This window comes from Micromonospora sp. NPDC051196, from assembly GCF_040682415.1.
In the GTDB taxonomy this organism is placed as follows: domain Bacteria; phylum Actinomycetota; class Actinomycetes; order Mycobacteriales; family Micromonosporaceae; genus Micromonospora.
Window position 1 is genome coordinate 62314 of the sequence record NZ_JBFBAY010000018.1, and the last position, 20318, is coordinate 82631.

At 69.9% G+C, this 20318-nt stretch carries 17 protein-coding genes and 1 tRNA gene; 7 read left to right on the top strand and 11 right to left on the bottom strand.

Going from position 1 to position 20318, the window contains the following annotated elements; genetic code table 11:
- The first annotated feature begins 2 nt into the window (after positions 1-2).
- Entirely contained in the window at positions 3-332 is a 330-nt protein-coding gene (locus AB0M35_RS25585; RefSeq protein ID WP_363748455.1) for a YbaB/EbfC family nucleoid-associated protein, read from the top strand.
- On the opposite strand, the gene AB0M35_RS25590 is transcribed toward AB0M35_RS25585, so the two are convergent.
- The 4 genes from AB0M35_RS25590 to AB0M35_RS25605 form a co-directional block, all read right to left on the bottom strand.
- Positions 285-1307, bottom strand: a complete 1023-nt coding sequence (locus AB0M35_RS25590; protein WP_363748456.1) for a hypothetical protein — start codon at positions 1305-1307, stop codon at positions 285-287. The genes AB0M35_RS25585 and AB0M35_RS25590 overlap by 48 nt on opposite strands.
- 250 nt (positions 1308-1557) lie before the next feature.
- Positions 1558-1914, bottom strand: coding sequence for a nuclear transport factor 2 family protein (locus tag AB0M35_RS25595; protein WP_363748457.1), 357 nt, complete (start codon positions 1912-1914; stop codon positions 1558-1560).
- Positions 1911-2378 carry an SRPBCC domain-containing protein gene (locus AB0M35_RS25600; protein ID WP_363748459.1) on the bottom strand — a complete coding sequence of 156 codons (468 nt, stop codon included), beginning with the start codon at positions 2376-2378 and terminating at the stop codon, positions 1911-1913. Before AB0M35_RS25600 ends, AB0M35_RS25595 begins: the two co-directional genes overlap by 4 nt.
- On the bottom strand, positions 2375-2722 hold the full coding sequence (locus tag AB0M35_RS25605) for a metalloregulator ArsR/SmtB family transcription factor (protein WP_363748460.1): 348 nt from the start codon (positions 2720-2722) through the stop codon (positions 2375-2377). Before AB0M35_RS25605 ends, AB0M35_RS25600 begins: the two co-directional genes overlap by 4 nt.
- 110 nt (positions 2723-2832) lie before the next feature.
- Here AB0M35_RS25605 and AB0M35_RS25610 point away from each other — a divergent pair, with 110 nt between their 5' ends.
- Together AB0M35_RS25610 and AB0M35_RS25615 are read left to right on the top strand one after the other, a co-directional pair.
- Positions 2833-3171, top strand: coding sequence for a PadR family transcriptional regulator (locus AB0M35_RS25610; RefSeq protein ID WP_363748461.1), 339 nt, complete (start codon positions 2833-2835; stop codon positions 3169-3171).
- Positions 3168-4163 (top strand): hypothetical protein, encoded by a 996-nt coding sequence (locus AB0M35_RS25615; RefSeq protein WP_363748463.1) that lies wholly within the window; start codon positions 3168-3170, stop codon positions 4161-4163. Before AB0M35_RS25610 ends, AB0M35_RS25615 begins: the two co-directional genes overlap by 4 nt.
- A gap of 58 nt (positions 4164-4221) precedes the next feature.
- On the opposite strand, the gene AB0M35_RS25620 is transcribed toward AB0M35_RS25615, so the two are convergent.
- On the bottom strand, positions 4222-5022 hold the full coding sequence (locus AB0M35_RS25620) for an AAC(3) family N-acetyltransferase (protein ID WP_363748465.1): 801 nt from the start codon (positions 5020-5022) through the stop codon (positions 4222-4224).
- 459 nt (positions 5023-5481) lie between these two features.
- On the opposite strand from AB0M35_RS25620, the gene AB0M35_RS25625 reads away from it, so the two are divergent.
- The 3 genes from AB0M35_RS25625 to AB0M35_RS25635 all read left to right on the top strand — a co-directional run bounded on the left by AB0M35_RS25625 (position 5482) and on the right by AB0M35_RS25635 (position 10072).
- Positions 5482-7632: an APC family permease gene (locus AB0M35_RS25625; RefSeq protein WP_363748467.1), complete on the top strand. Its 2151-nt coding sequence runs from the start codon at positions 5482-5484 to the stop codon at positions 7630-7632.
- A 95-nt stretch (positions 7633-7727) separates the two neighbouring features.
- Positions 7728-7855, top strand: a tRNA-OTHER gene (locus AB0M35_RS25630).
- A 57-nt stretch (positions 7856-7912) separates the two neighbouring features.
- On the top strand, positions 7913-10072 hold the full coding sequence (locus tag AB0M35_RS25635) for a hypothetical protein (RefSeq protein ID WP_363748468.1): 2160 nt from the start codon (positions 7913-7915) through the stop codon (positions 10070-10072).
- 73 nt (positions 10073-10145) lie between these two features.
- On the opposite strand, the gene AB0M35_RS25640 is transcribed toward AB0M35_RS25635, so the two are convergent.
- From AB0M35_RS25640 to AB0M35_RS25665, 6 genes are all read right to left on the bottom strand, one after another.
- Positions 10146-12986 (bottom strand): DUF5682 family protein, encoded by a 2841-nt coding sequence (locus AB0M35_RS25640; RefSeq protein ID WP_363748470.1) that lies wholly within the window; start codon positions 12984-12986, stop codon positions 10146-10148.
- Complete coding sequence (locus AB0M35_RS25645; protein WP_363748472.1) at positions 12983-14095, bottom strand: AAA family ATPase; 1113 nt, start codon at positions 14093-14095, stop codon at positions 12983-12985. Before AB0M35_RS25645 ends, AB0M35_RS25640 begins: the two co-directional genes overlap by 4 nt.
- A gap of 14 nt (positions 14096-14109) precedes the next feature.
- Positions 14110-15498, bottom strand: a complete 1389-nt coding sequence (locus AB0M35_RS25650) for a VWA domain-containing protein (RefSeq protein ID WP_363748474.1) — start codon at positions 15496-15498, stop codon at positions 14110-14112.
- Positions 15495-16889 (bottom strand): hypothetical protein, encoded by a 1395-nt coding sequence (locus tag AB0M35_RS25655; RefSeq protein WP_363748476.1) that lies wholly within the window; start codon positions 16887-16889, stop codon positions 15495-15497. Before AB0M35_RS25655 ends, AB0M35_RS25650 begins: the two co-directional genes overlap by 4 nt.
- Positions 16889-17356: a hypothetical protein gene (locus AB0M35_RS25660; protein WP_363748484.1), complete on the bottom strand. Its 468-nt coding sequence runs from the start codon at positions 17354-17356 to the stop codon at positions 16889-16891. Before AB0M35_RS25660 ends, AB0M35_RS25655 begins: the two co-directional genes overlap by 1 nt.
- A 376-nt stretch (positions 17357-17732) precedes the next feature.
- Positions 17733-19448, bottom strand: a complete 1716-nt coding sequence (locus AB0M35_RS25665; protein WP_363748478.1) for a cellulose binding domain-containing protein — start codon at positions 19446-19448, stop codon at positions 17733-17735.
- A gap of 245 nt (positions 19449-19693) precedes the next feature.
- Here AB0M35_RS25665 and AB0M35_RS25670 point away from each other — a divergent pair.
- Positions 19694-20318, top strand: a 625-nt coding sequence (locus AB0M35_RS25670) for a non-reducing end alpha-L-arabinofuranosidase family hydrolase (RefSeq protein ID WP_363748480.1), incomplete at its 3' end; no start/stop codon positions are given.

A 20318-nucleotide genomic window follows, 5' to 3' on the forward strand; every position in this document is an offset into this window, starting at 1 on the left:
ACATGCAACCTGCACCCGATCCGCGTGAGGCGGAGCTTCAGCGCCGGCTCGCTGCCGCGACGGCCACCGGCCGCTCCACCGACGGCATGGTCACCATCGTGGTGGGCGGTCTCGGTGACGTACGGGCCGTCCGCGTCGACCCGCGTGTGCTGCATCTCGATGAGGTGACGCCGCTGGAGACGGCTGTCACGGAGGCGCTCCGTGCCGTTTTCGAATCCGGCCGCCGACTGGTCACGGACACCATCGTGGCGGCGGCGATGGAGATGTCGTCGCCGGCCCGACGCTCAGGACAGGAGACTGGCCAGGGCGCGGTGTTCGGCGACGGGGTCTGATTCGGGGACGAGATATCCGCGCCCACGGATGTGGGTCAGCAGTTCGTCGTCGGGGCTCAGCGCATAGGTACGCAGGTAGTACCCGACCGCGTCCGTCCAGATCCACCACCCGTCGGTGCGGAAGCTCAACGGCACCACCGGGCCGGCGCCCTCGTCGAAGGGATCGGTCTCCCGCGTCTCGGTGCCGAGCAGCACGGACCCGCCGTCCAGGTAGTCCAGCACGCGCTGCATCTCGTCGCCGTCCGAGATCGTCGGGCGGTCGGCGGAGAACTGCCCCCCGGTGGAGGGATGGTAGGCGTCGAAGACCCGGGCGACCGAGACCGGCCGGGCCTCGGCGGCTGCCCAGAGGAGCGCCGACCGGCCACGGGCCAGTTGCTGGTAGCGCGGCAGGGCCGTCCGGTGGTGAAACGCCTCGACCTGAGGGTGCTCCACACCGCTGTCGGCGAGGGCGCGCTGCACCTGTGCGCAGACCGCCGGGAGCTCGTTGGGGTCGCCTCCGGCCAGCAGAAGATAGACGCGGACCGGCCGGGCCTGATCCGATGTGTCCCGACGCCAGGACCGCCAGAGGGCTTCCCCGCCGGGAACTTCGCGCACAGCGGCGACGGCGGCCCGATCCGGTCCGTCGAGCTGCTCGACCGTCGAGGTCAGATCGAGGACCAGCGGCGTGCTGCCTACCGGATCGGCACGTTCCGGTGTGAATTCGAGATCCGGCGGCACCGTGCTGGCATCGGCGATGGCAGGCCACTCGGCGGTACGCCGACCGGGAACGAGCGCGACCAACAGCTCCCGGCCTGCCGCGCTTATCGGCATTCGTTGACCGACCCCGGCCGCCAGGATGACCCCAGCCGCCTCCGCGAGCCGCCGCTCGGCGAGGTGATCGCGTGCTGTGGCGAGGACCGCGTCAGGCACCCAGCCCGCGACGCGAAGCAACAGTTCATGAAACTCCAGCACCCGGTCGCCAACAGCCACAGTCACGATGACCTGCTCCGTCTCATCAGGGCCGAGAACCCTGCTCAGGCGACGAACTTCGGCCCGCCTTGCTCAGTGTCCGGCGTGACTCGAATTGTATCGTCCGCTCCATCACCGACCTGCGTTGTGAGGGCCGGCATCAGTTTGCACTCACGGGTACCCGGGCGTCACTGGCTGGGTGGGCGCAATACTCATGTATTGCCCGCCGAGAAGGTTCAGTATCCCTGCGGCCCGGCCGGCGGGGTGCGGCAACGACTCAGGGCAGCGGGACGACGTAGGAGTCGACGCGGGCGATGAGCCCGCCCCGGAACGTGAACAGGTCGTTGAAGGCGAACCGGAACGGCCCGTGCTCGACGCTGGTGCCGTGGCCCTCTCCGGTGGTGACGACCACCGGGCCGTCCTCGTGAATCCGTTGGACGTCGAGGGCAGGGCTGCCGGTGAAGGCCGGATTCTCGATCTCGGCGTCGAACTCCGCCTTGCCGTAGGTGGTCCGGTGGCCGTGGATGACCCATTCGACGTCGTCGGTGAGGGTCGCCAGGATGCGTGGGTGGTCGCTCGTGCGGAATCCTTCGAAGTACTCCGCGACGAGGTGGCGCTGGGTCTGCTGGGTCATCGTTCTCTCCGTTCCGGTGTGGCGTCACGATGCCGCAGGTGTGCGGCGAGCGCGTCGAGGATCGCGGCGAGCCCGTCGGTTGCCTGGGCCGTCCGAAGCTCGGGTGGAAGTCGACGCTGGTGGACTGTGAGATCCGTGCCGCCGTCGGCGGCGCGGACGTTGATGGTGGTGCGCAGGCCGGTGACGGGCTCGTCGAACACGAGTTCGTGCGGCGCGGTAACGCTCACGTAGACGAATCGGAGCCGGTGGGTCCTGCCGTCCGGCGCGCGGGTGTCGAGGGCGAACTCTCCACCGGGACGCAGGTCAACGGTCACGGAGTCCGGCGGCACGCTGGCGTGCGAACCGCCCCAGAACGCCGCGATGCTGACTGGTGAGGTGAAGGCGGCCCAGACGCGTGCGGGTTCCGCCGGAAGGTGGCGCCGGGCGATCAGTTCGTCGCCACGAAGTTCTGCGCTGGCGGTCAACGGGCCATCCCATCCTCGGTGAGGTGCCGTTCAAGGGTTTCAAGTCGGTCGTCCCAGACGCGGCGCTGCTCGTCGATCCACGTGCCGAGCCGTGCCAACTGGTCGACCCGGAGTCGGCAGGGTCTCCGGGTGCCCTCGCGCCGTTGCTCGACCAGACCGCACCGCCGCAGGACCCCAACGTGGTGGGAGATCGCCTGCGGGGTCAGGTCGAAGGGTTCGGCGAGTTCGCCCACTGTGGCGTCCCCCCGAGCGAGACGAGTCACCAGGGCGCGGCGGACGGGATCACCGAGGGCGGCGAAGGCGGAGTCGAGCTCCGGCCCGGGGGCGACGAGCGAGGGTGGCATGGGCACACCTTAACGCAAACACTTTTTTGCGCAAATGACCATTTGCAATAGGGGCTGACATGTGGCGCCCCCGTTGTTAGATGTCTTGCTACGCAAGGTATCTTGTTTGCATGGACAACACGCGCGCGCGGATCACCACCAACATCCGCAAGGGCGTCCTTGAGTACTGCGTGCTCGCCTTGCTCTCGCAGCGCGACATGTACGGCTTGGAACTGGCCGACTGGCTTGCCGCTCGCGGTCTGACCGCGAGCGAGGGCAGCCTGTACCCACTGCTTGCCCGCATGCGGCAGGCGGGCAGCGTCGAGACCCGCTGGTCGACCCCCGAGCAGGGGCATGCCCGGCGGTACTACGCGATCACCGGCCAGGGGCGGACGCAGTTGCGAGTGTTCGCGGCGGTATGGCGTGACATCCAGCCGCACGTGGATCAACTGATAGCGGAGGAAATATGAGCAACGACGCCCTACCCGAGGCGGCGGAGACCTATCTGCGAGCGCTCGGCGCGGAGTTGTCCGACGCGCCGCCCGGCACGGTCCGAGAGATCGTCGAGGACGTGCGGGCGCACCTCGCCGACGCCCTGGCCGGCGGACGGAGCATCGACCAGGCCCTGGCCGGTCTCGGCAGCCCGCAAGCTGTCGCGGGGCAGGCGCGCGACGAGCTCGCACTTCCGGATCGTGCTCCGGATCGCGAAGCGCGTGCCGGGCGGAGCCTGCGCACGGCCGCGATGGCGCTCGGCGTACTGACCGCCGTGTGCGTGAGCATCCTGCTGCCGTTCGCGGCACTGCCGTCGGAGCTGACCCAGGCCGGTCCGGACGAGCAGAGCATCATGCAACGGTACGGACCCGGGTTCGCGATGCTCACCCTGTTGCCGGCACTCATCGCGGCTGCGCCGTTCGCGTTGCCCGCCAGGACACGCGGTGTGGCGGGCCTCGTCGGCGCCGGTGTGCTCACGGCGCTCGCGTGCGCCGGCGGCGAACTCGGCCTGTACTACTTCCCGCTCGTGCTTCTGCTCTGGGCGGCGACGATCGTGCCGTGGGCGATGCGGCGGAGGGCCGGCCGAATCGCCGTACGGTCGTGGCGCCTCGTCGCCGCGGCGTTCGTGATCCTGCCCGGCCTGCTGGTCGCGTTCTCGGCAGCCACCGGATCGATCGGTCTCGAATGGGTGGGCGTGGCGCTGTGGATCGTCGGGCCGTTCGTCGTCGGCGCGCTGTGCGCATACGGGATTCGGGCCGGGTACGCGTTGACCGCGCTGGCCGGTGCGGTGATCATGACCCTTGCGATCGTCGAGCGGGGCTTCCTGTTCGCTGCCTTCTGGCTGTTCGGCGGGCTGTACCTGACGATCGGGGCCAGCGGTTTCGTCACCACCCGGGCCCGGAAGGGCGACCCGGGTCAGCGGCGAGCGCCGGAGGTCCGAGGCGGAATCACCGCGACCCTCGGCGGCTGAGAGGCTTGGTTTCCAGCCATCGGCAGGGCTCGGATGAGTGCCGACCGCCCGGCAGAGGCTAGGGCCTGCGGTCCGTACGGTGGGTTGCGAGCCAGTCCACGGCGTAGTCGACGAGGGCACGTTGGCGCATCAGTCGGCACTCGGCCGCGCCCACCTGCCCGATGAACACCCGGCCGGTGGTCTCGAAGGCGGCGCCCAGCTGGTCGAAGTCGCTTTCGTCGGTGGCGACGTCCTGCCAGTGTGCCCAGGCTTGACCGGTGTCGGTGCGTACCGCCGAGCTTTCCTGCCGGCGCGGCGGGTCCGGCACCCGGTATTCGGCCAGGTGCAGTGACGTGTTGTTGCGATGTCCCACGCCCAGCAGCAGGACGTCACCGTCGAGCCGGTAGACGGCGCCCAGGGGAGAGTGATCGCCCAGCATCTCGTCGAGTTGGTGCCCGGTGACCACAGCTTCGGCGGCCGGGCCGAGGGCCGCGAACGACGCCTGCGGATGGTCGCTGCGACGCGCCCCCGGCCAGGTGCGGACGGTCTCCGCGATCACACCCATCCACTGGCTCGGCGTCACGGCAGGATCGAATACGGGCATGTGTTCCCGGATCACCGGCCACCACGACTCCGGCACGGGCGGGTTCTGCCAGCCACCGGGATCGGTGTTGCCCGGCGTGTGCGTCGGTACCACCAGCGTGCCGTCCGGGCCCACCGCGTCGAGCAGTGCCTGGACCACCGCGACCGGGCCGCCGCAGACCCAGCCCAGCGCCTTCAGGGAGGAGTGCACGAGCAGCACCGAACCGCGACGCACCCCGAGCGTCGCCAGGTCGTCGGCGAGTGCGGCGCGCGTGCCGGGCATGCCAGTGTCGATCATCAGCAGACCCTACCTGGGCAGGTGTAACACCGGCATTCTGGCCAGTTGAGGGTGTTGTGGCTCGTGATTGGCGGGGCCGAGGAGCAGGTCCGGGTCGAGGCGCAGCACGTCGGCGATGTCGCGGATCACCGAGTACCGGTCGAGTCGGCGTGCGCCGCGTTCGACCTTGTCGACCCGCGTGCCTGTTCGCCCGGTCCATCCGTTCGACAGATCGGCGGCGGCGACGTCGGCCGGTACCGGACGGTAAGGGAGTCGGTGTTCACGACGCCGGCCGGTTCGATGAGAACCGCGTGGACGTCCCCGTCGGCGATTGGGCAGTTCTCGACGCCTCGGGACGATTTTCCGCGATCTCAACAGCCGCGTACGTCACATCCACCATCCTGACATGGCCAGCTCGTTCCGGAAGATCCGTATTGGGCGGATCGTCGGTGGTGCTGGCACCACCGACGGGGCGGAGGCATGGTGGGCAGGTCGGGGCACGACCCGGAAGAGGAGACAGGGTCGCCGACCTTCAGCCCGTCCGCCGAACTACCGCCGCTGTCCCCGGCCGATCTCGGCGTGTTGCGCCGGCTCGGCGCGCGATGGCAGGTCAGTGACACGGTACGGGCGTTGCCGGTGGACCCGCAGGCGGGGGAGATCCGCTCCTCGACGGCCGGCGGAGCGCACCGGGACGCCATGCTGTTCCTGCCGGACTCGCCCGGTCAGCTAACTGCCACCCCGATCGCGGAACGGCAGGACACCGCTGAGGGGCGGGCCGTCGGCGGACTGCGTCGGCTGCTGCTCGGCCGGCCGCTGACCAGCGCGTCGATCCTGCGTGAGCGGATGTCGAAGGTCGTCGCGTTGCCGGTACTCGCCTCCGACCTGCTCTCCTCGGTGGCGTACGGGCCGGAGGCGATGCTGGCCGTGTTGGTTCTCGCCGGCAGCGGCGCCCTCGGGCTGTCGTTGCCGATCGCGTCGGCCCTGGTGGTGCTGATGGTCGCGGTCGGCACGTCGTACCGGCAGACCGTCCGGGCCTATCCGCACGGCGCCGGGTCGTACCTGGTGGCCAGCGACAGCCTGGGGCCCCGCGCGGGACTGGCCGCCGCGGCCGGGCTGGTCCTCGACTACGTGCTCACCGTGTCGGTCTCGGTGTCGGCCGGCGTTGCCGCGATCACCTCGGCGCTGCCCTCCCTCGCCGCGTACCGGGTGCCGATCGCGCTGGCGGTCATCGGTGTGCTGCTGATCGGCAACCTGCGCGGCATCCGGGTCGCCGGCAACGCCTTCGCCGTACCCACGTACTTCTTCCTCGTCGCCGTGCTCGGGCTGATCGCCGTCGGGTTCGTCCGGGCCGCGACCGGCGGATTCACCGTCGTGGCCCCGCCGCCGACGCCCGCGGTGGAAGGGCTCGGTCTGCTGGTCGTGCTGCGCGCCTTCGCCTCCGGCGCGACCTCGATGACCGGCGTCGAGGCGGTCTCCAACGCGGTGCCGGTCTTCCGGCCCACCGCGTGGCGCAACGCCCGCACCGTGCTGACCTGGATGATCAGCATTCTGATCGTGCTGTTCGTCGGTCTGACCCTGCTGTTCCACCTCAACGGTCTGGTGCCGCGTGCCGACCAGACCCTGCTGTCGCAGTTGGCCCGGCTGACCTTCCCCACCGGTCCCTGGTACGCGATCATCCAGGCCGCCACGGCGTTGGTGCTGCTGCTCGCGGCGAATACCGCCTTCAACGACCTGCCGCGTCTGCTGTACTTCATGGCCCGCGACGGTTACGTGCCCCGCCGCTTCCTGCACCTGGGCGACCGGCTGGCGCTGAGCAACGGACTGATCGCGCTCGCGGTCGCCGCAGCGGTGATCCTGGTTGCCTTCGGCGGCAACACGCACTCCCTGATCCCGCTCTACGCGGTCGGTGTCTTCCTCGCCTTCACCCTCTCCCAGACGGGCATGGTCAACCACTGGCGACACCACCGCGACCCCGGCTGGCGGCGACGCGCGGCCATCAACGCCGTTGGTGCCACACTCTCGGCGGTCGTGCTGGTGACCGCCGCGGTCACCAAGTTCGCCGCCGGCGCGTGGGCGGTGGTGCTCGCCGTACCGCTGTTGATCTACCTGTTCCGCCGGGTACGCCGCCACTACGACCATGTCCAGCAGGCCCTCGGCCTGCACCCCGATCATCCGCGTGGCGTGGACCCGGCCGAGGACCTGCCACCCGCCGTCGTCCCGCAGCAGGTACGGCATTTGTTCCTCGTTCCGGTGGCCCGGCTCAACCAGGCGGCGCTGCGCACCCTCGCCTACGTCGGCTCGCTCGGTCAACCGGCGCTGGCGCTGCACGTCAGCCCCGAACGGACGGAAGCCGACCGGTTCCGCGAGCAGTGGAACACCTGGGGCGACCACATCCCGTTGGAGACCATCCTGTCGCCGCACCGCGTGATCATTCAACCGCTCGCCGGGTACGCCAGCGCGCTGCGCCTGCACCATCCGGACCTGACCCTCACCGTCGTCGTACCCGATGTGGTGGTCGATCACCCTTGGCAGCGGGTGCTGCACTACCGCACCGAACAGCGACTACGGCGGGCCCTGCGTCGGCATCCGGGCATCGTGGTGACCAGCATGCCCACCCACCTGACCCGCTGAGCGCCACGGATCGTCCAGACCACCGGCGGTGGTCCACCATCCACGGGTGGAACCCGGTAGCCATGTCGACCGGGCTGGTGCAATGATCGACATCTGGGTCGCTAGCTCAACTGGACAGAGCATCCGACTGGTTAGCGCGTCCGCTCCCCGCCTACGCGGTCATGGGGGCGCTTCCTTCTCCTGTTGGATCGGAAGGTTCGGGGTTCGAGTCCCCGGCGACCCACCGTGCGGTCGGCTTCGGGCCGGCAGCTGCCGGAGTCGACCGGAACCGGGGGACCACGTGCTGGACAAGCTGATCATTCAGAGGACTCTGTGCGTGCCGGCGAGCACTGGTGCGGCCGGCGACGGCACAGCGGTGGCTCGGCAACTTGATGCGGCGCTACTGGATGTGGGTTTCTCGGCGTCGCGGGCGCTGTTGGAGCACATCGGCTCGCTGGCCCCGAAGCCAGCGATGGACCTGGCCGCCACGGTCGTCTCGGCGGTGCGTGAGCTGGTCGGCGACCACGTCCAGCACAATGCCTACTTCCTCGGCTTCCCGGACGATGTCCCGGACACTGTCGAGTTCTGGATGCAGCGGCTGCGGGCGGCCGTGCTCGCCGGTGGAGGCACCGCGACCGACGGGCAGTTGCGGGACGCCGTGGTTTCAGGCCGGGTGAACCTGCTCGACCTGCCGGCGTACGGGACCTATCAGCACAGCTACGCCGAACTGTTGGCCGCGCACGACGACCTGATCAGCGCGGCCGGGGATCGGGTGCGTCTGCTGCGTCTGGGCGACCCGGTCGAGGTGGAGGCGACGCGGCTCTACCTGGCGCTGGCCGGTAGCTCGACGCCGCTGGGCGAGGCGGACCTCGCGATCCTCGGCGAACTCGCGGTCGCCTGCTGCGACGGCGCGCAGCCGGTCGCGATTCCGGTACGGGAGAACCGGGCCGTGCTCAACGGGATCCGGCTCGTCCTGGGCCGGCCGCTGGTCGGCGTGGATACCACCACCGATGTGCTGCGCCTCGCCTGTCAGGTTTCCGGTGGGGACGCGTCCCTCGCGGCACCCACGCGTTTCCGTGCCTTCCGGCGACCGGAGCGGCGGATGCTGTTGGCCGCGTTGGACGAGGTCGTCGGTGCGAGCCCGGACAAGCTCGGTGATGTGCTGCGCTACGCGGAGCGGTGGAAGCGGCTCGGGGAACGGTTACACCCGCACGAGTACGACCAGTGGCCGCACGCGCAGGAAGTGTTCACGGTCGCCCGTGGCCGGCGGCGGGTACCCAGCCTCGCCGGTCGTGCCGAGGCGGCGATCCGCTCCGGTGCGATCGTCTCGGCCGCATCGGTGTTGTCGGCGTCGCCGGGTCTGCTGCTGCGCTCCACGGACCGGCTGCTGCGGTCGGCGTCGGCATCACAGCACACCGCTGTGGTCGAGACGATCACCGGTGCGCTCGGCTCCGCATCGGGCCGGGTGCTGCTCTCGCTGCGCGAGCATGTCGACAACCGGCTGACGCCCGCATCCGCCCGGGTATACGTGAACCACTCCCGCAAGGCGTGGATCGGTCCCGACCGGCGGCCACCGCTGCCGGCCGATCTGGTGGCCGAGTTGTCGTCGCTGCTCGACGCCGAGATCAGCAACAGGCTGCCGGAGCTGAAGCGACCACTGGTGGTGGACCCGGACGTGTTGGACGTCGCGCTGCCGCTGTCCGGCAAGGCGACCGAAGGCGGATTCGCGGTGCTGCCGAGGGGATCGCGGGCGTCGGTCTCCGGTGACCTGCTGCGCTTCTTCATGTACTGGCGTCAGAACAGTCGTCGCACCGACTACGACCTGTCGGTGCTGTTGCTCGACGGCGAGTTCCATCCCGCGGGTCAGGTGTCCTGGACGAATTTCCGCCACGGCCAGGTGGTGCACTCCGGCGACATCACCGACGCGACCAGCGGTGCGACCGAGTTCATCGACGTGCCGTTGACGGCCCGTGGGCACTACGTGGTGCCGCAGGTCAACATCTATGCCGGCGAGTCGTTCGACGAGGTAGCCGAGTCGATGTTCGGGTACCAGACCCGCAGCCGAGACCAGCGCGGCGCCCCGTTCGACGCCCGGACCGTGCGGGCGCGTTCGGACCTGCGCGGTCCGGGCCGGATCGCGTTGCCGATGGTGTTCGCCAAGGGTGAGCGTGGCTGGCAGGCCATGTGGCTGCACCTCTACCTGTCGGGAAGGCCGTCGTTCAACCGGGTGGAGGACAACGCCTACACCACCGCCGACCGGGTACGCGCACTGACGCAGCGGCGATACCTCACCCTGTCCTACCTTGTCGACAGGTGGCGTACGCGAGCCGAGGTCAGGACGTGGGACGGTCGGCTGCCCGACGGGCCGGTCACCTTCGTCGGCATCGAGGCGCCCGAGGACCTGCCAGCCGGGTCGGAAACGTACACTTTGGACCGACTCGCTGAGCTGATCCCTGGGTAGCGCCGATTCGAGGCGATCACCGACATGGCCTTTGCCTTGGGGCGATGTCGGTGATGCCCCGATCGGTCGTCCGCTACCGCACCTCCTGCCGAACGGGCGATCGCGGCAGGCGCAGCAACGTCGCGATGGCCTCGGCCGTGTCCGGATGGGCGTGCACGAGGGCGGCTGTGGTGGAATTCGCCGTGCCGTCGCCGGGGCTCTGCCAGCCGCCCTCGACGCCGAGCAGCGCGGCGACCGCGTCCACCGGCTGCCGATGATCGGCCAGCAGGCCGTGCACCTGCCCCACGGGCCGTTGCGCATCCGCCGGTGCGACAGCGGGGGCGGTGCCCGACCAGGGCGGCACCCAGGAATCCAGCGTGGACAGCGTGCCCGGGAAGGTCCGCCCGGCCTCCCGGACCAGCAACGGCACCAACTCCGGCCCGTGCTCGCGCAGCGCGGTGATCAGGTTGGGCAGCCAGGGCAGCAGCACCGGGTCGGGTAGCCGGGCGAACGCGGTGGACATCGTCTCCACCACGAACGGCGCGAGCCCCGGCACCGGCTCCAGCGCGTGCACGAAACCGGAAAGATACTGCGGGAACGCGGGCACCACCAGCGGGTTGGACAACAGTTCCCGGCAGCGGGCCCGCAACTCGACCACGGGCAACATCCCGAGATGGTGGTGGGCCGCCCAGAGCAGGGCGACCTTGGGCGGCGCCTGCGGATGGGACTGGGCCAACGCGAGTTCGAGCTGGGACCGGTCGCAACCCAGGGACAGTGCCAGGCTTTCCAAGCTGAACAGGAAGCCGAGCATCGCCCCGACCTGCCGTACGCCGGTCTCCTGATCGACGAACGCGGTCGGCAGCAGCGTGCAGTAGTGGGCGTACCCGGTGGTCACGAACGCCTCGCACCAGGCCGGCAGCCTCGGTGCCGTGGCCTGGTGGTGGGCGAGCAGCCGGCGGATACGACGCAACACCTCCGGGGCGTCGTCGACGGTGCGTTCGCCGGCGAGCAACTCGACCGCGCGGGTGCCCAACTCGTCGACAAGCCGAGGGCTGTTCAGCAGCCGGATGGCGTCCTCGACCGCCGCGAGAGCGCCGACGGCGGTCGCCTCGGGGCCGTGCGCCGCCCGCCGCAGGCGCTGTTCCAGCACCTGCTCGACGGTCACCCCCTCGTAGCCGAGTTCGATCAACGCGCGTTGGTGGCGACCCAGCGCCAGATCCCAGCTCTCCTGGATCGACCGGTGGCCGAGTCGACGCTCACCCATGATCGGGCGGACCGCGCCCGGCGGCAGCAGATGCCGCAGCATCCAGAGCAGATCCGAGCAGCCGGCCAGATCCGGGCTGCCCTGCAGATCGAGCAGCGCCCGCTGCACGGTGCGTTTCTCCAGGTCCAGGCCGAGCGGCTGGAGCCGGTGCAGCACGTCCCGGGCCAGCGGCGGCAGGGCGTCGTAGCCGACCTGGCCGATCCGGTCCCCGCCGAGCAGGATCTCGCAGAGCCGCCGTACGTCGCGGCGGCCTGGTACGACATCCTTCTCGATGCAGGTCACCGCCGCGTCGGCGAAATCGTACGGAGTGGGGCGGGCCCGGTTGCGCAGCCCGGCCAACAGGATCGAGGTCTCGAACACCGCGATCGCGTCAGCGGTGCTGGCCAGATACCCGTTGCGACGGGCCAACCGGACGATGTCCACACACCAACTGCGCAGCTCCGCCTCATCGAGCCCGTCCGGTGTCGGCGGCGCGGCGAGGAAGCCGGAGAGCCGGTCGGTGACCGGCCCGACCGGCACGGCCTCCGGCTTGCCACGTCGCTTACGGCTCGTCGCGCCCCGCTGACCGCCCAGCCGGTACGGCGTCACACCCGAGGCGCTCACCGCCTTGCTCCAGGTGGCGGCGGCGATCGACACCGACCCGGGCGCGAGACCGAACTGCGCCTCGATCGCCGAGTGGCTGGACGGGATCAGCCCGTACTGCCACTTGGTCGCGGTGCGCGGGGTGATGTCGAAGTCGGGGGCGGGGGAGTCCAGGCCGAACTGTTCGACCCGGCTGGCGGCGTGGAAGGCCCCGCAGACGTAAAGACAGTCGGCCGGGTCCACGCCGGTGGCCGCCAGGTGCTGCCGGATCCTGGTCCACATGTAACGCTCGCGGTCCTCGTCGCGGTCGGTGCGCTGCGATCCGGACGGACGCAGCCGCCGGAACAGACTTCCGATCAGCACCATCACCTGCCGGTAGGTGTCGTGGTCGGCGGCGGCCAGCGGCCGCTCGACGTAGCTGTCCCACCATTCCGACCAGTGCCGCACCTTGCCGTGATGCAGCAGGTGCGCCTCCAGTTCGGCGAAACGAGGCCGCAGGTCGCCGATCTCCACGCCGACCGCGTCGCCGTGCAGCGCGGCCTGCTCACCGGCGTCGTCGCCGGCTTGCTCGGGCGCGGACTCGTCCGGTACCGGTGTCTCGTCGCGCGGCGACCACTGGAAGACGTGGTCGGTGGAGCGGTCCACCAGCACCAGTTCCACGCCCGGCGTCTCCAGCGCGTACGCGATGGCCTGGTATTCCGCGGACGCCTCGGTGACCGGGGCGATCACGCTCAGCGGAGCCCACGCGGCGGGGAAGCCGTCGAGTTCGGAGGCGAACGCCTGCACCGCCACCGGGAGCCGGCAGTTGCGCAGTTCGGTCAGGACCGGCTGGAGATCCTCGCAGAGTTCCAGGTAGATCACCCGGGGCTGTTTCTGGCGCAGTCGGCGCACCATGGCCAACGCGGAGGCGGGCGAGTGATGGCACACCGGGAAGATCTCCAGCCGTTCACCCAGTGCCCGGTCGACGTCGTCAACCAGGCCGGTGAGGATGTCGGCGAGGGCGTCGGGGCCGTCGGCGAACGCGGCGGCGGCGTCGGTGAGCTGCTCCCGCAGCGCACCGAACGCGCCGACGGTGGCGGGAGCGGTCACGACAGGGCGGCGATCGTCTGGCGGCCACCGTCGAGGAAGTCGTTCCACTCGCCGCCGTCCTGCTTGGCCCGCGGCTCCACCACCGCGTGCAGGTACTTGTTGAGAATCGCCAGGTCCTCCGGGCTACGCCGGGCCAGCGAGCCCACCAGCGAAGCGGCCAGCGTCGCGGCGCGCAGGGTGCGGTCGCCGAAGAACTGGCTGTGCAGGATGGCGTCCTCCAGCACGCCGATCTGCTCGGCGGTGGACAGCGCCGACTCCAGCTTGTCGTCGTCGCTGGTGGCCGAGGTGGCGGCGGCCCGCAGGTCGGCGAAGCTCTGCAACAGGATGTCCAGCAGGGTGGGCGGCACGTCCAGCTCGACGTGGTGACGGCGGAGCAATTCTTCGGTACGGAACCGGACGATCTCCGCCTCGCTGCGCTTGTTGGTGACCACCGGGATCCGGACGAAGTTGAACCGCCGCTTCAGCGCCGAGGACAGGTCGTTGACGCCCCGGTCCCGGCTGTTCGCGGTGGCGATGATCGAGAATCCGGGCTTGGCGAAGACGATGTTGTCGTCGTTGAGCTCGGGGATGGAGACGTACTTCTCCGACAGGATGGAGATCAACGCGTCCTGCACGTCGCTGGTCGAGCGGGTCAACTCCTCGAAGCGGCCGAGCACGCCCTGCTCCATCGCCGTCATGATCGGCGACGGGATCATCGACTCGCGGGACTGCCCCTTGGCGATGACCATGGAGACGTTCCACGAGTACTTGATGTGGTCCTCGGTGGTGCCGGCGGTGCCCTGCACGACGAGGGTCGAGTTGCGGCAGATCGCCGCGGCCAGCAGCTCGGCGAGCCAGCTCTTGCCGGTGCCCGGATCACCGATGAGCAGCAGACCCCGATCCGAGGCCAGCGTGACGATGCTGCGCTCGACGAAGCTGCGATCACCGAACCACTTCTGCGGGATGTCCCGGTCGAGGCCGTCGGCGCGTTCCGAGCCCAGGACGAACAGCCGGACCATGCGCGGGCTCAGCCGCCACGAGTACGGCTTGGCGCCGGTGTCGACCGACTCCAGGTAGTCGAGTTCGTCGGCGTACTTGACCTCGGCGGGGGCACGCAACATCTCGGACATGAGGGGTGTCTCTCCTAGGTGAGGAAGCTCTTGAGCTCGAAGACGAGTTTGCGGATGTGGCCGGAGATGACCGGGGTGCCCAGATCCTTGAGGCGTTGCCGGAACCAGGGGTTGACGCTCTGCTGGCCGGAGCTGCTGACCGAGCCGACCGGGATGAACCGCACCCCCGACCGGTGCACCGCCTCGATGCCGTCGAACAGCGGCTGGGACCGGTCGAACTCGTAGAAGTCCGAGATCCACACCATCACGGTGTTTCTCGGCTCGACGATCTTCGGGCGGGCCATCGCCATCGCCAGCGGCCCGTCGTTGCCACCACCGAGGTTGGTACGCAGCAGCACCTCGAACGGGTCGTGCACCCACGGGGTCAGGTCCAGTGCCCGGGTGTCGTAGGCGATCAGGTGCACGTCGACCTTGGGCAGACCGGCGAAGATCGACGCCAGGATGGTGCAGTTGACCATCGAATCGACCATCGACCCGGACTGGTCCACCACCACGATCAGCCGCGACGGCGTCGTCTTGCGGGCGGTCTGCCGGTAGTAGAGCCGGTCGACGTAGAGCCGTTCGTCCTCCGGGCTCCAGTTGGTCAGGTTCTGCCAGATGGTGCGGTCCAGGTCGAGGTTGCGGAAGACCCGTTTCGGTGGCACGGACCGGTCGATCGCACCGACCGTGGTCTGCTCCACCTGGGTACGCAACACCTCGGCGACCTCGTCGACGAAGCGACGGATCAGGGACTTGGCGTTGGCCAGCGCCACCCCGGACAGGTTGGCCTTGTCCCGCAGCAGTTGCTCGATCAGCGACATGCTGGGGGTGAGCTGCCGGGCCAGCACCGGATCCGCCAGCACCTCACGCAGGCGCATCCGGTTCACCAGGTCACCCTCGATGCCGGCGAGGGTGGGGCCCAGCCCGGTGCCCTGCCGGCGCAGCTCGCCGGGTTCGCTTCCGAGGGCCTGCTCGAACCAGCCCGCGTCGGACTGCCACCGGGCCAACTGGCCGGCACTGACCGGTCCCGAACCGGTGGCGAAGACGTTGAGCAGCAGCTTCGACACCAGGGCTGCGCGGCGTACCTCGGCCTCGCCCGGCCGGTGCGGCCCGGTGCCCTCGCCGGTGGGGTTGGTCTCGCCGGTCGCGTTGGTCTCGCCTGCGGGAGCGGCCTCGGTGTCGGCGAGCAGGCCGCGCAGTTCGTCGGCGAGCTGCGGGAAACGCTGGACCACGGTGTCCACCGACACCGTCGGGTCCAGCAGGATGGCGGGCAGGCCCAGGTCGTCGACCACGGCCATGCTCGCCGATTCCAGGGCGGGCTGCTCGTCCGGGTCGAAGATGCGGCCCAGCAGTCGCCAGTAGAGCACCTGGCGGCGGTTGGCGGCGGCCAGGTTACCCGGGGTGATGTTGTCGGAGTCGGTCATCGGCGCAGCAACCGTCCCGCCCGCTCGCGCAGCACCGCCACCGCGTCGCCCGCTTTGGCCTCGGCCTTCGCCACCTTCGGGTCGGTGACCCCTTCGGCCCAGTCACCGTTGTGCGCCTCGACGGGCTTGCGTTTGACGGTGGCGCGTACCGCCAGCGGCTGCACCAGCCAGCGACCGCCGTCGAAGCGGAGCAGCCCGAGGCAGCACGACGAGGCGGCGACCAGCGCGGGCGTGAGCGGACCGGCCGCCGGTAGCCGGTCGACGGCGACCGGAAGCTGCTGGCCGTCCCACTCGACGGTGAGTCCGTCGTCGTGCCGCACCGTGTAGCCCTCCAACAGCACCGGCTCGGCGATCACCGTCGGGTGTCGGTCCAGCGGCGCGGTGGCGGCCGCGACCGCTGGGGCGAGCAGCAACCGGGCGGTGGCGAACGGATCGGCCGGCTCACCGGGCCGGGCCTGACCGTCGATCCACCGCAGGTCACCGCCGCGCAGCGGCAGGTCGGTCACGGTCACCGCCCGCCGTTGCGCCAGCGCGGCCAGCAGGACCGGATGCGCCTGCAACAGCCGCCACACCGCCGGCCCGGTGATCGTCTCGACCTTCGCGGCCGTCACCGTGGTACGGACCAGGCGGGCGGGTCGGCCGTCGGATGGTTCGAGGACACCGTGCACCTGCACCCCGACGGCCGTACCGTGCTCGTGGATGTCCACGCCGAGCGGCAGCAGGCGACCGGAGATCGTCTCGACCTCGTCGTCCGGGACCGACCAGTCCTGGGCGAGCAGCACGGCCCGGGACCACAGATCAGCCCAGCGGCGGGCCGGCACCTGCGACATCATGGCCACCGGGAGGCTGGCCCGCAGTTCGGCGGCGAGCCCGTCGAGCAGCACCGCCAGCCGGCGCAGCCCCGGCTCGGCCAGGGCCGCTTCGACCGGTGCCCCGACGGCCGAGAGCAGGTCGTGGTCGACCCCGCGCCAACCGGCCACGGCCGTCTCGTGCAACCAGGCCCGCGCCGCGCCGCGAGGCGCGGAGGCCTCGGCCGGTACGCCCACCGGCGCCGACCACGGCGTCCGCTCGCGCCCGACGGCGGCGTCGAACTGGCCGAGCAGCGCGTCGTGGGCCGCGCCGAGCAGGGCCGACCGGGCACCGGCCAGGCTGGCGAGGTCTTCCTGGCTGAACGACCCGGCGGTCACCTTGGCCACCGCCTCGGCCACCCGGTCGTGCAGCGGGGTGCCGGCCACCGCACCGGCCAGGGCGGCCAGCGCGGCGGCGGCCTCGTCACCGACCCGCGCGAATCCACCGACCAGGGCGTCGTCGAAGCCGGCGACCACCGCGTCGGCGTCGGCCAGGCCCGCCGGGATGCTCTGCTGCAACTGCGCCACCTGGGTGCTCAGCATCAGCGTGCCGCCCCGGTGGCCGGGAACCAGTGCAACTCGGGCAGCGCGGTGGTGCTGTCCGGCAGTTCGAGGTAGGCCAGGTGACGCAGGAACCGGCTGAACACCACCGCGGCCGGGGTCGGCTCGTGTCGGGTGTCCATCCGGGCCAGCAGGTCGCTGCCGCTGCCTACCCCGTCACCGGCGTCGACCCGCAGGTAGCGGGCGACCCGGTCCACGCCGTACTGGAGGACGGCCTCCTCGGCGAGGGCTTCGAGATGCTTGCAGGGCGCGCCGCGTAGCCCGCCGCAGGGCCGGTTGTTGTTGGTGCTGCAATGGTAGGCGTGGGTGCCGGCGGCCACGGACGAGACGTAGACGCGTTCGATGTCCGAGCCGCTGGAGACCACGCCCTGTAGCCGTCCGTCGGCCAACTCGACGAAGGGCACCTTCGCCAACTTCCGTGGCCGGGCGGGCGGTACCACCGCCAGCACGCTACGCCCCCGCCAGGCGGTCCCGTCAGCGTCCGTCACCTGTGTCCTCCCCGCCCCGTCGCGGACCCGTCCGCGCGTGGTGAAGCCGCACCGACCGGTGTCGGCGCCGCCATGACGGGAGGATCATGACGGATGGCTACGACAGTTCATCGCTGCGGTCCGACATCCCGCCGACGGCCAACGCCCGACCAGGACCTTCGTCCGGCGGCGACACCGAACCAGTGCGCCAGGCCGACGAGGACCCCGCCTTGGTAGCAGTTTCGGGGAAAGTGCTGTCTCGCCGGCTGACGAGGCAGCACTTTCCCCGAAGTTGTACGGATCTCGTGCCGGGCGGATGGGCGTATGGGGCCAGGGCAGCCGGCACAAGGCGAATTGCTCAGTGCGTGAGTACGACCGTGGAAATGCTGCGTGCGCCGACGTTGACGCTGACCTGTCCGCCGTTCACACCGACCGACTGACTGGCCGCGTTGGCGTTCTGCGAGGTCAGGTAGTGCTCAGCCCGGGTGACGTTCTGCGGCACCTGGATCACGGCGTTGTTGACCGCGCTGGTCGAGCGGTTCAGGATCACCAGCGTGGTCTTTCCGCCACCGGAGTAGGCGGTCACCTCCAGCGGATTGGCCTTGGTGCTCTTCGTCAGGGCCACCCGCTGGTAGCCGGGGCGGACGTACTTGGCGTACTGCGAGAACGCGTACCCGCGCTTGAGGGGTGCTCCCGCCGTGGTGCCGAAGGCGGCCTCGCCGTCGCCGATGAACGAGTAGTAACGCTTGCCGTACCACCAGATGTAGGCGGTCCAGTTCGACTCCATCGACCGGTGCACCGTACGCATGATGTCGTCGAGCGTCTCGTTCCAGACCGCCAGGTTGGCGGGGTTGCCCCAGATGTTGGAGCCGTTGCCGTCGGCCGCGTGCAGGTTCCACTCGGTCATCCACACCGGCTTGTTGTGCTGGTCGGCCAGCGGGTACGACCGCAGCCGACCCGACGCCTCGGTGCCGTACAGGTGGCCGCCGATGTAGCCGATGTTGTTGCGGGCGGTGGAGTCGTTCAGGGTCGGATCGGTGTAGGTGTAGTTCAGGTTCACCGCTTCGGCGACCATCAGTCGGGTGTTCTGCACCCGGGTGCCGTGGTCCCGGACGAAGTTGCGCAGCTCGGTGCCGCTCCAGTCCATCGAGTCGTAGTCCGGGTGCCAGTCCGGCTCGTTCTGCACCGAGGTGACATCGATGGTCACACCCTGGTTGCGCATGTACTGCACGTAGCTGTTGAGGTGGTTGGCATAGTCGGCGTAGCGGTCGGTACGCAGCTTGCCGCCGTTGATCCGGCTGTTGTTCGTCTTCCACTCCGCCGGCGCCGTCCACGGCGAGGCGAGGATCTTCACGCCAGAGCCGGAGGACTTCGCCGTACGCAGGGCGTTGACCTGGGTCGACCACTCACCGGAGACCGGTGAGATGCCGGTGCGCACGATGGACAGACCGAGTTGGTTGGCGCCGAGCCCGACCAGGGTCTGGGTGTCCGACGTCGACCAGGTGCCGCCCCAGATCGGGGTGGCCGCACCGAATCCGTCGACCGTTTGGTACCGGGTGTTGCTGTTGACAGTGATGTCCGCCGGGCCGGTCGGTGGCGGGGTGGTCGGCGGGGGTGGGGTGGTGGGCGGGGGAGTGGTGGGGGTCGTGCCGCCGGTGCAGGTCACGCCGTTGAGGGCGAAGCTGGTCGGGGCGGGATTGCTGCCCGACCATGATCCGTTGAAGCCGAACGAGGTCGAGCCGTTGGTCGGGATGCTGCCGTTGTAGCTGACATTGCGGGCGGTGACGGTCGCACCGCTCTGGCTCAGGGTGGTGTTCCAGGCCTCCGTGACCCGCTGCCCAGCGCTGTAGTTCCAGGTCAGGGTCCAACTGGTGATCGGATCACCGAGATTGGTGATGCTGACGTTGGCGCCGAAGCCGCCCTGCCATTCCGACGACACCGCGTAGTTGACCGAGCAGCCTGCGGCTGCCGCCCCGGCCGGCAGTGCCACGGCGACCCCGGCCGAGGCCAGCAGTACGGCACCGGTGGTCACCCGAGCGGCGTGGACTCTGAATCTTCTCTTGACGTGTCTCATCGCTGCCGTGCCCTTCGAGAGTGAACGTTCACCTTCCTGTGCGACCGGCGCGGCGCTGCGTCGGCCCTGTCCACGCTCCCCAGGGCGATGGGGCAGCCGATCATGGCTCGGACGGAGTCGACTGTCATCGGCCATCCTTGATGGGATGGGAGCGCTCCCGTAATGTACCGGACGCAGCTGTTAACGTTAACCTAACATTGATGACCGGCAATGCCAGGTGGTCTTGCCGGGTGGGAGGTTGCGCTATGTCCAGATTCAGGCGAACAAATGTGTTGCTGGCGTCGGCCGGGGTCGCGCTGCTGGCCTCGTCGGTGGCCATCGTGGCGTTGCCGGCGAGTGCGGCGGCTGCCGGCTGTTCGGTGAAGTACGAGGTGCCGTCACAGTGGCAGGGCGGCTTCGGTGCCAACATCACGATCACGAACCTGGGTGACCCGGTGACCAGTTGGACCCTGACCTGGTCCTTCGGTGCCGGGCAGAGCGTCACACAGTTCTGGAACACCACCTTGACCCAGAGCGGTGCGGCGGTCACCGCCCGCAATGTCGACTACAACGGCAGCATCCCGACCAACGGCTCGACCTCGTTCGGTTTCAACGGGTCGTGGAACGGCAGCAACCCGGTGCCGACCAGCTTCGCCCTCAACGGTGTGACCTGCACCGGCGGGGTAGCCCCAACCACCCCGCCACCCACCACCGCCCCGCCGCCGACGACCCCACCGCCCACCAGCCCGCCGCCGACGACCCCGCCGCCTACGGGTAACTGCAACCTGCCGTCGCAGTACCGGTGGTCGTCGTCGGGTGCGTTGGCGCAGCCGAGGGCGGGTTGGGTGTCGTTGAAGGACTTCACGCATGCGCCGTACAACGGTCAGCATC

Bases quoted from the DNA above. Each gene is read 5' to 3' on its own strand.
- AB0M35_RS25585 (WP_363748455.1), top strand. From the start codon at position 3: ATGCAACCTGCACCCGATCCGCGTGAGGCGGAGCTTCAGCGCCGGCTC.
- AB0M35_RS25595 (WP_363748457.1), bottom strand. From the start codon at position 1,914: ATGACCCAGCAGACCCAGCGCCACCTCGTCGCGGAGTACTTCGAAGGA.
- AB0M35_RS25605 (WP_363748460.1), bottom strand. From the start codon at position 2,722: ATGCCACCCTCGCTCGTCGCCCCCGGGCCGGAGCTCGACTCCGCCTTC.
- AB0M35_RS25610 (WP_363748461.1), top strand. From the start codon at position 2,833: ATGGACAACACGCGCGCGCGGATCACCACCAACATCCGCAAGGGCGTC.
- AB0M35_RS25615 (WP_363748463.1), top strand. From the start codon at position 3,168: ATGAGCAACGACGCCCTACCCGAGGCGGCGGAGACCTATCTGCGAGCG.
- AB0M35_RS25620 (WP_363748465.1), bottom strand. From the start codon at position 5,022: ATGATCGACACTGGCATGCCCGGCACGCGCGCCGCACTCGCCGACGAC.
- AB0M35_RS25625 (WP_363748467.1), top strand. From the start codon at position 5,482: ATGGTGGGCAGGTCGGGGCACGACCCGGAAGAGGAGACAGGGTCGCCG.
- AB0M35_RS25645 (WP_363748472.1), bottom strand. From the start codon at position 14,095: ATGTCCGAGATGTTGCGTGCCCCCGCCGAGGTCAAGTACGCCGACGAA.
- AB0M35_RS25650 (WP_363748474.1), bottom strand. From the start codon at position 15,498: ATGACCGACTCCGACAACATCACCCCGGGTAACCTGGCCGCCGCCAAC.
- AB0M35_RS25655 (WP_363748476.1), bottom strand. From the start codon at position 16,889: ATGCTGAGCACCCAGGTGGCGCAGTTGCAGCAGAGCATCCCGGCGGGC.
- AB0M35_RS25665 (WP_363748478.1), bottom strand. From the start codon at position 19,448: ATGAGACACGTCAAGAGAAGATTCAGAGTCCACGCCGCTCGGGTGACC.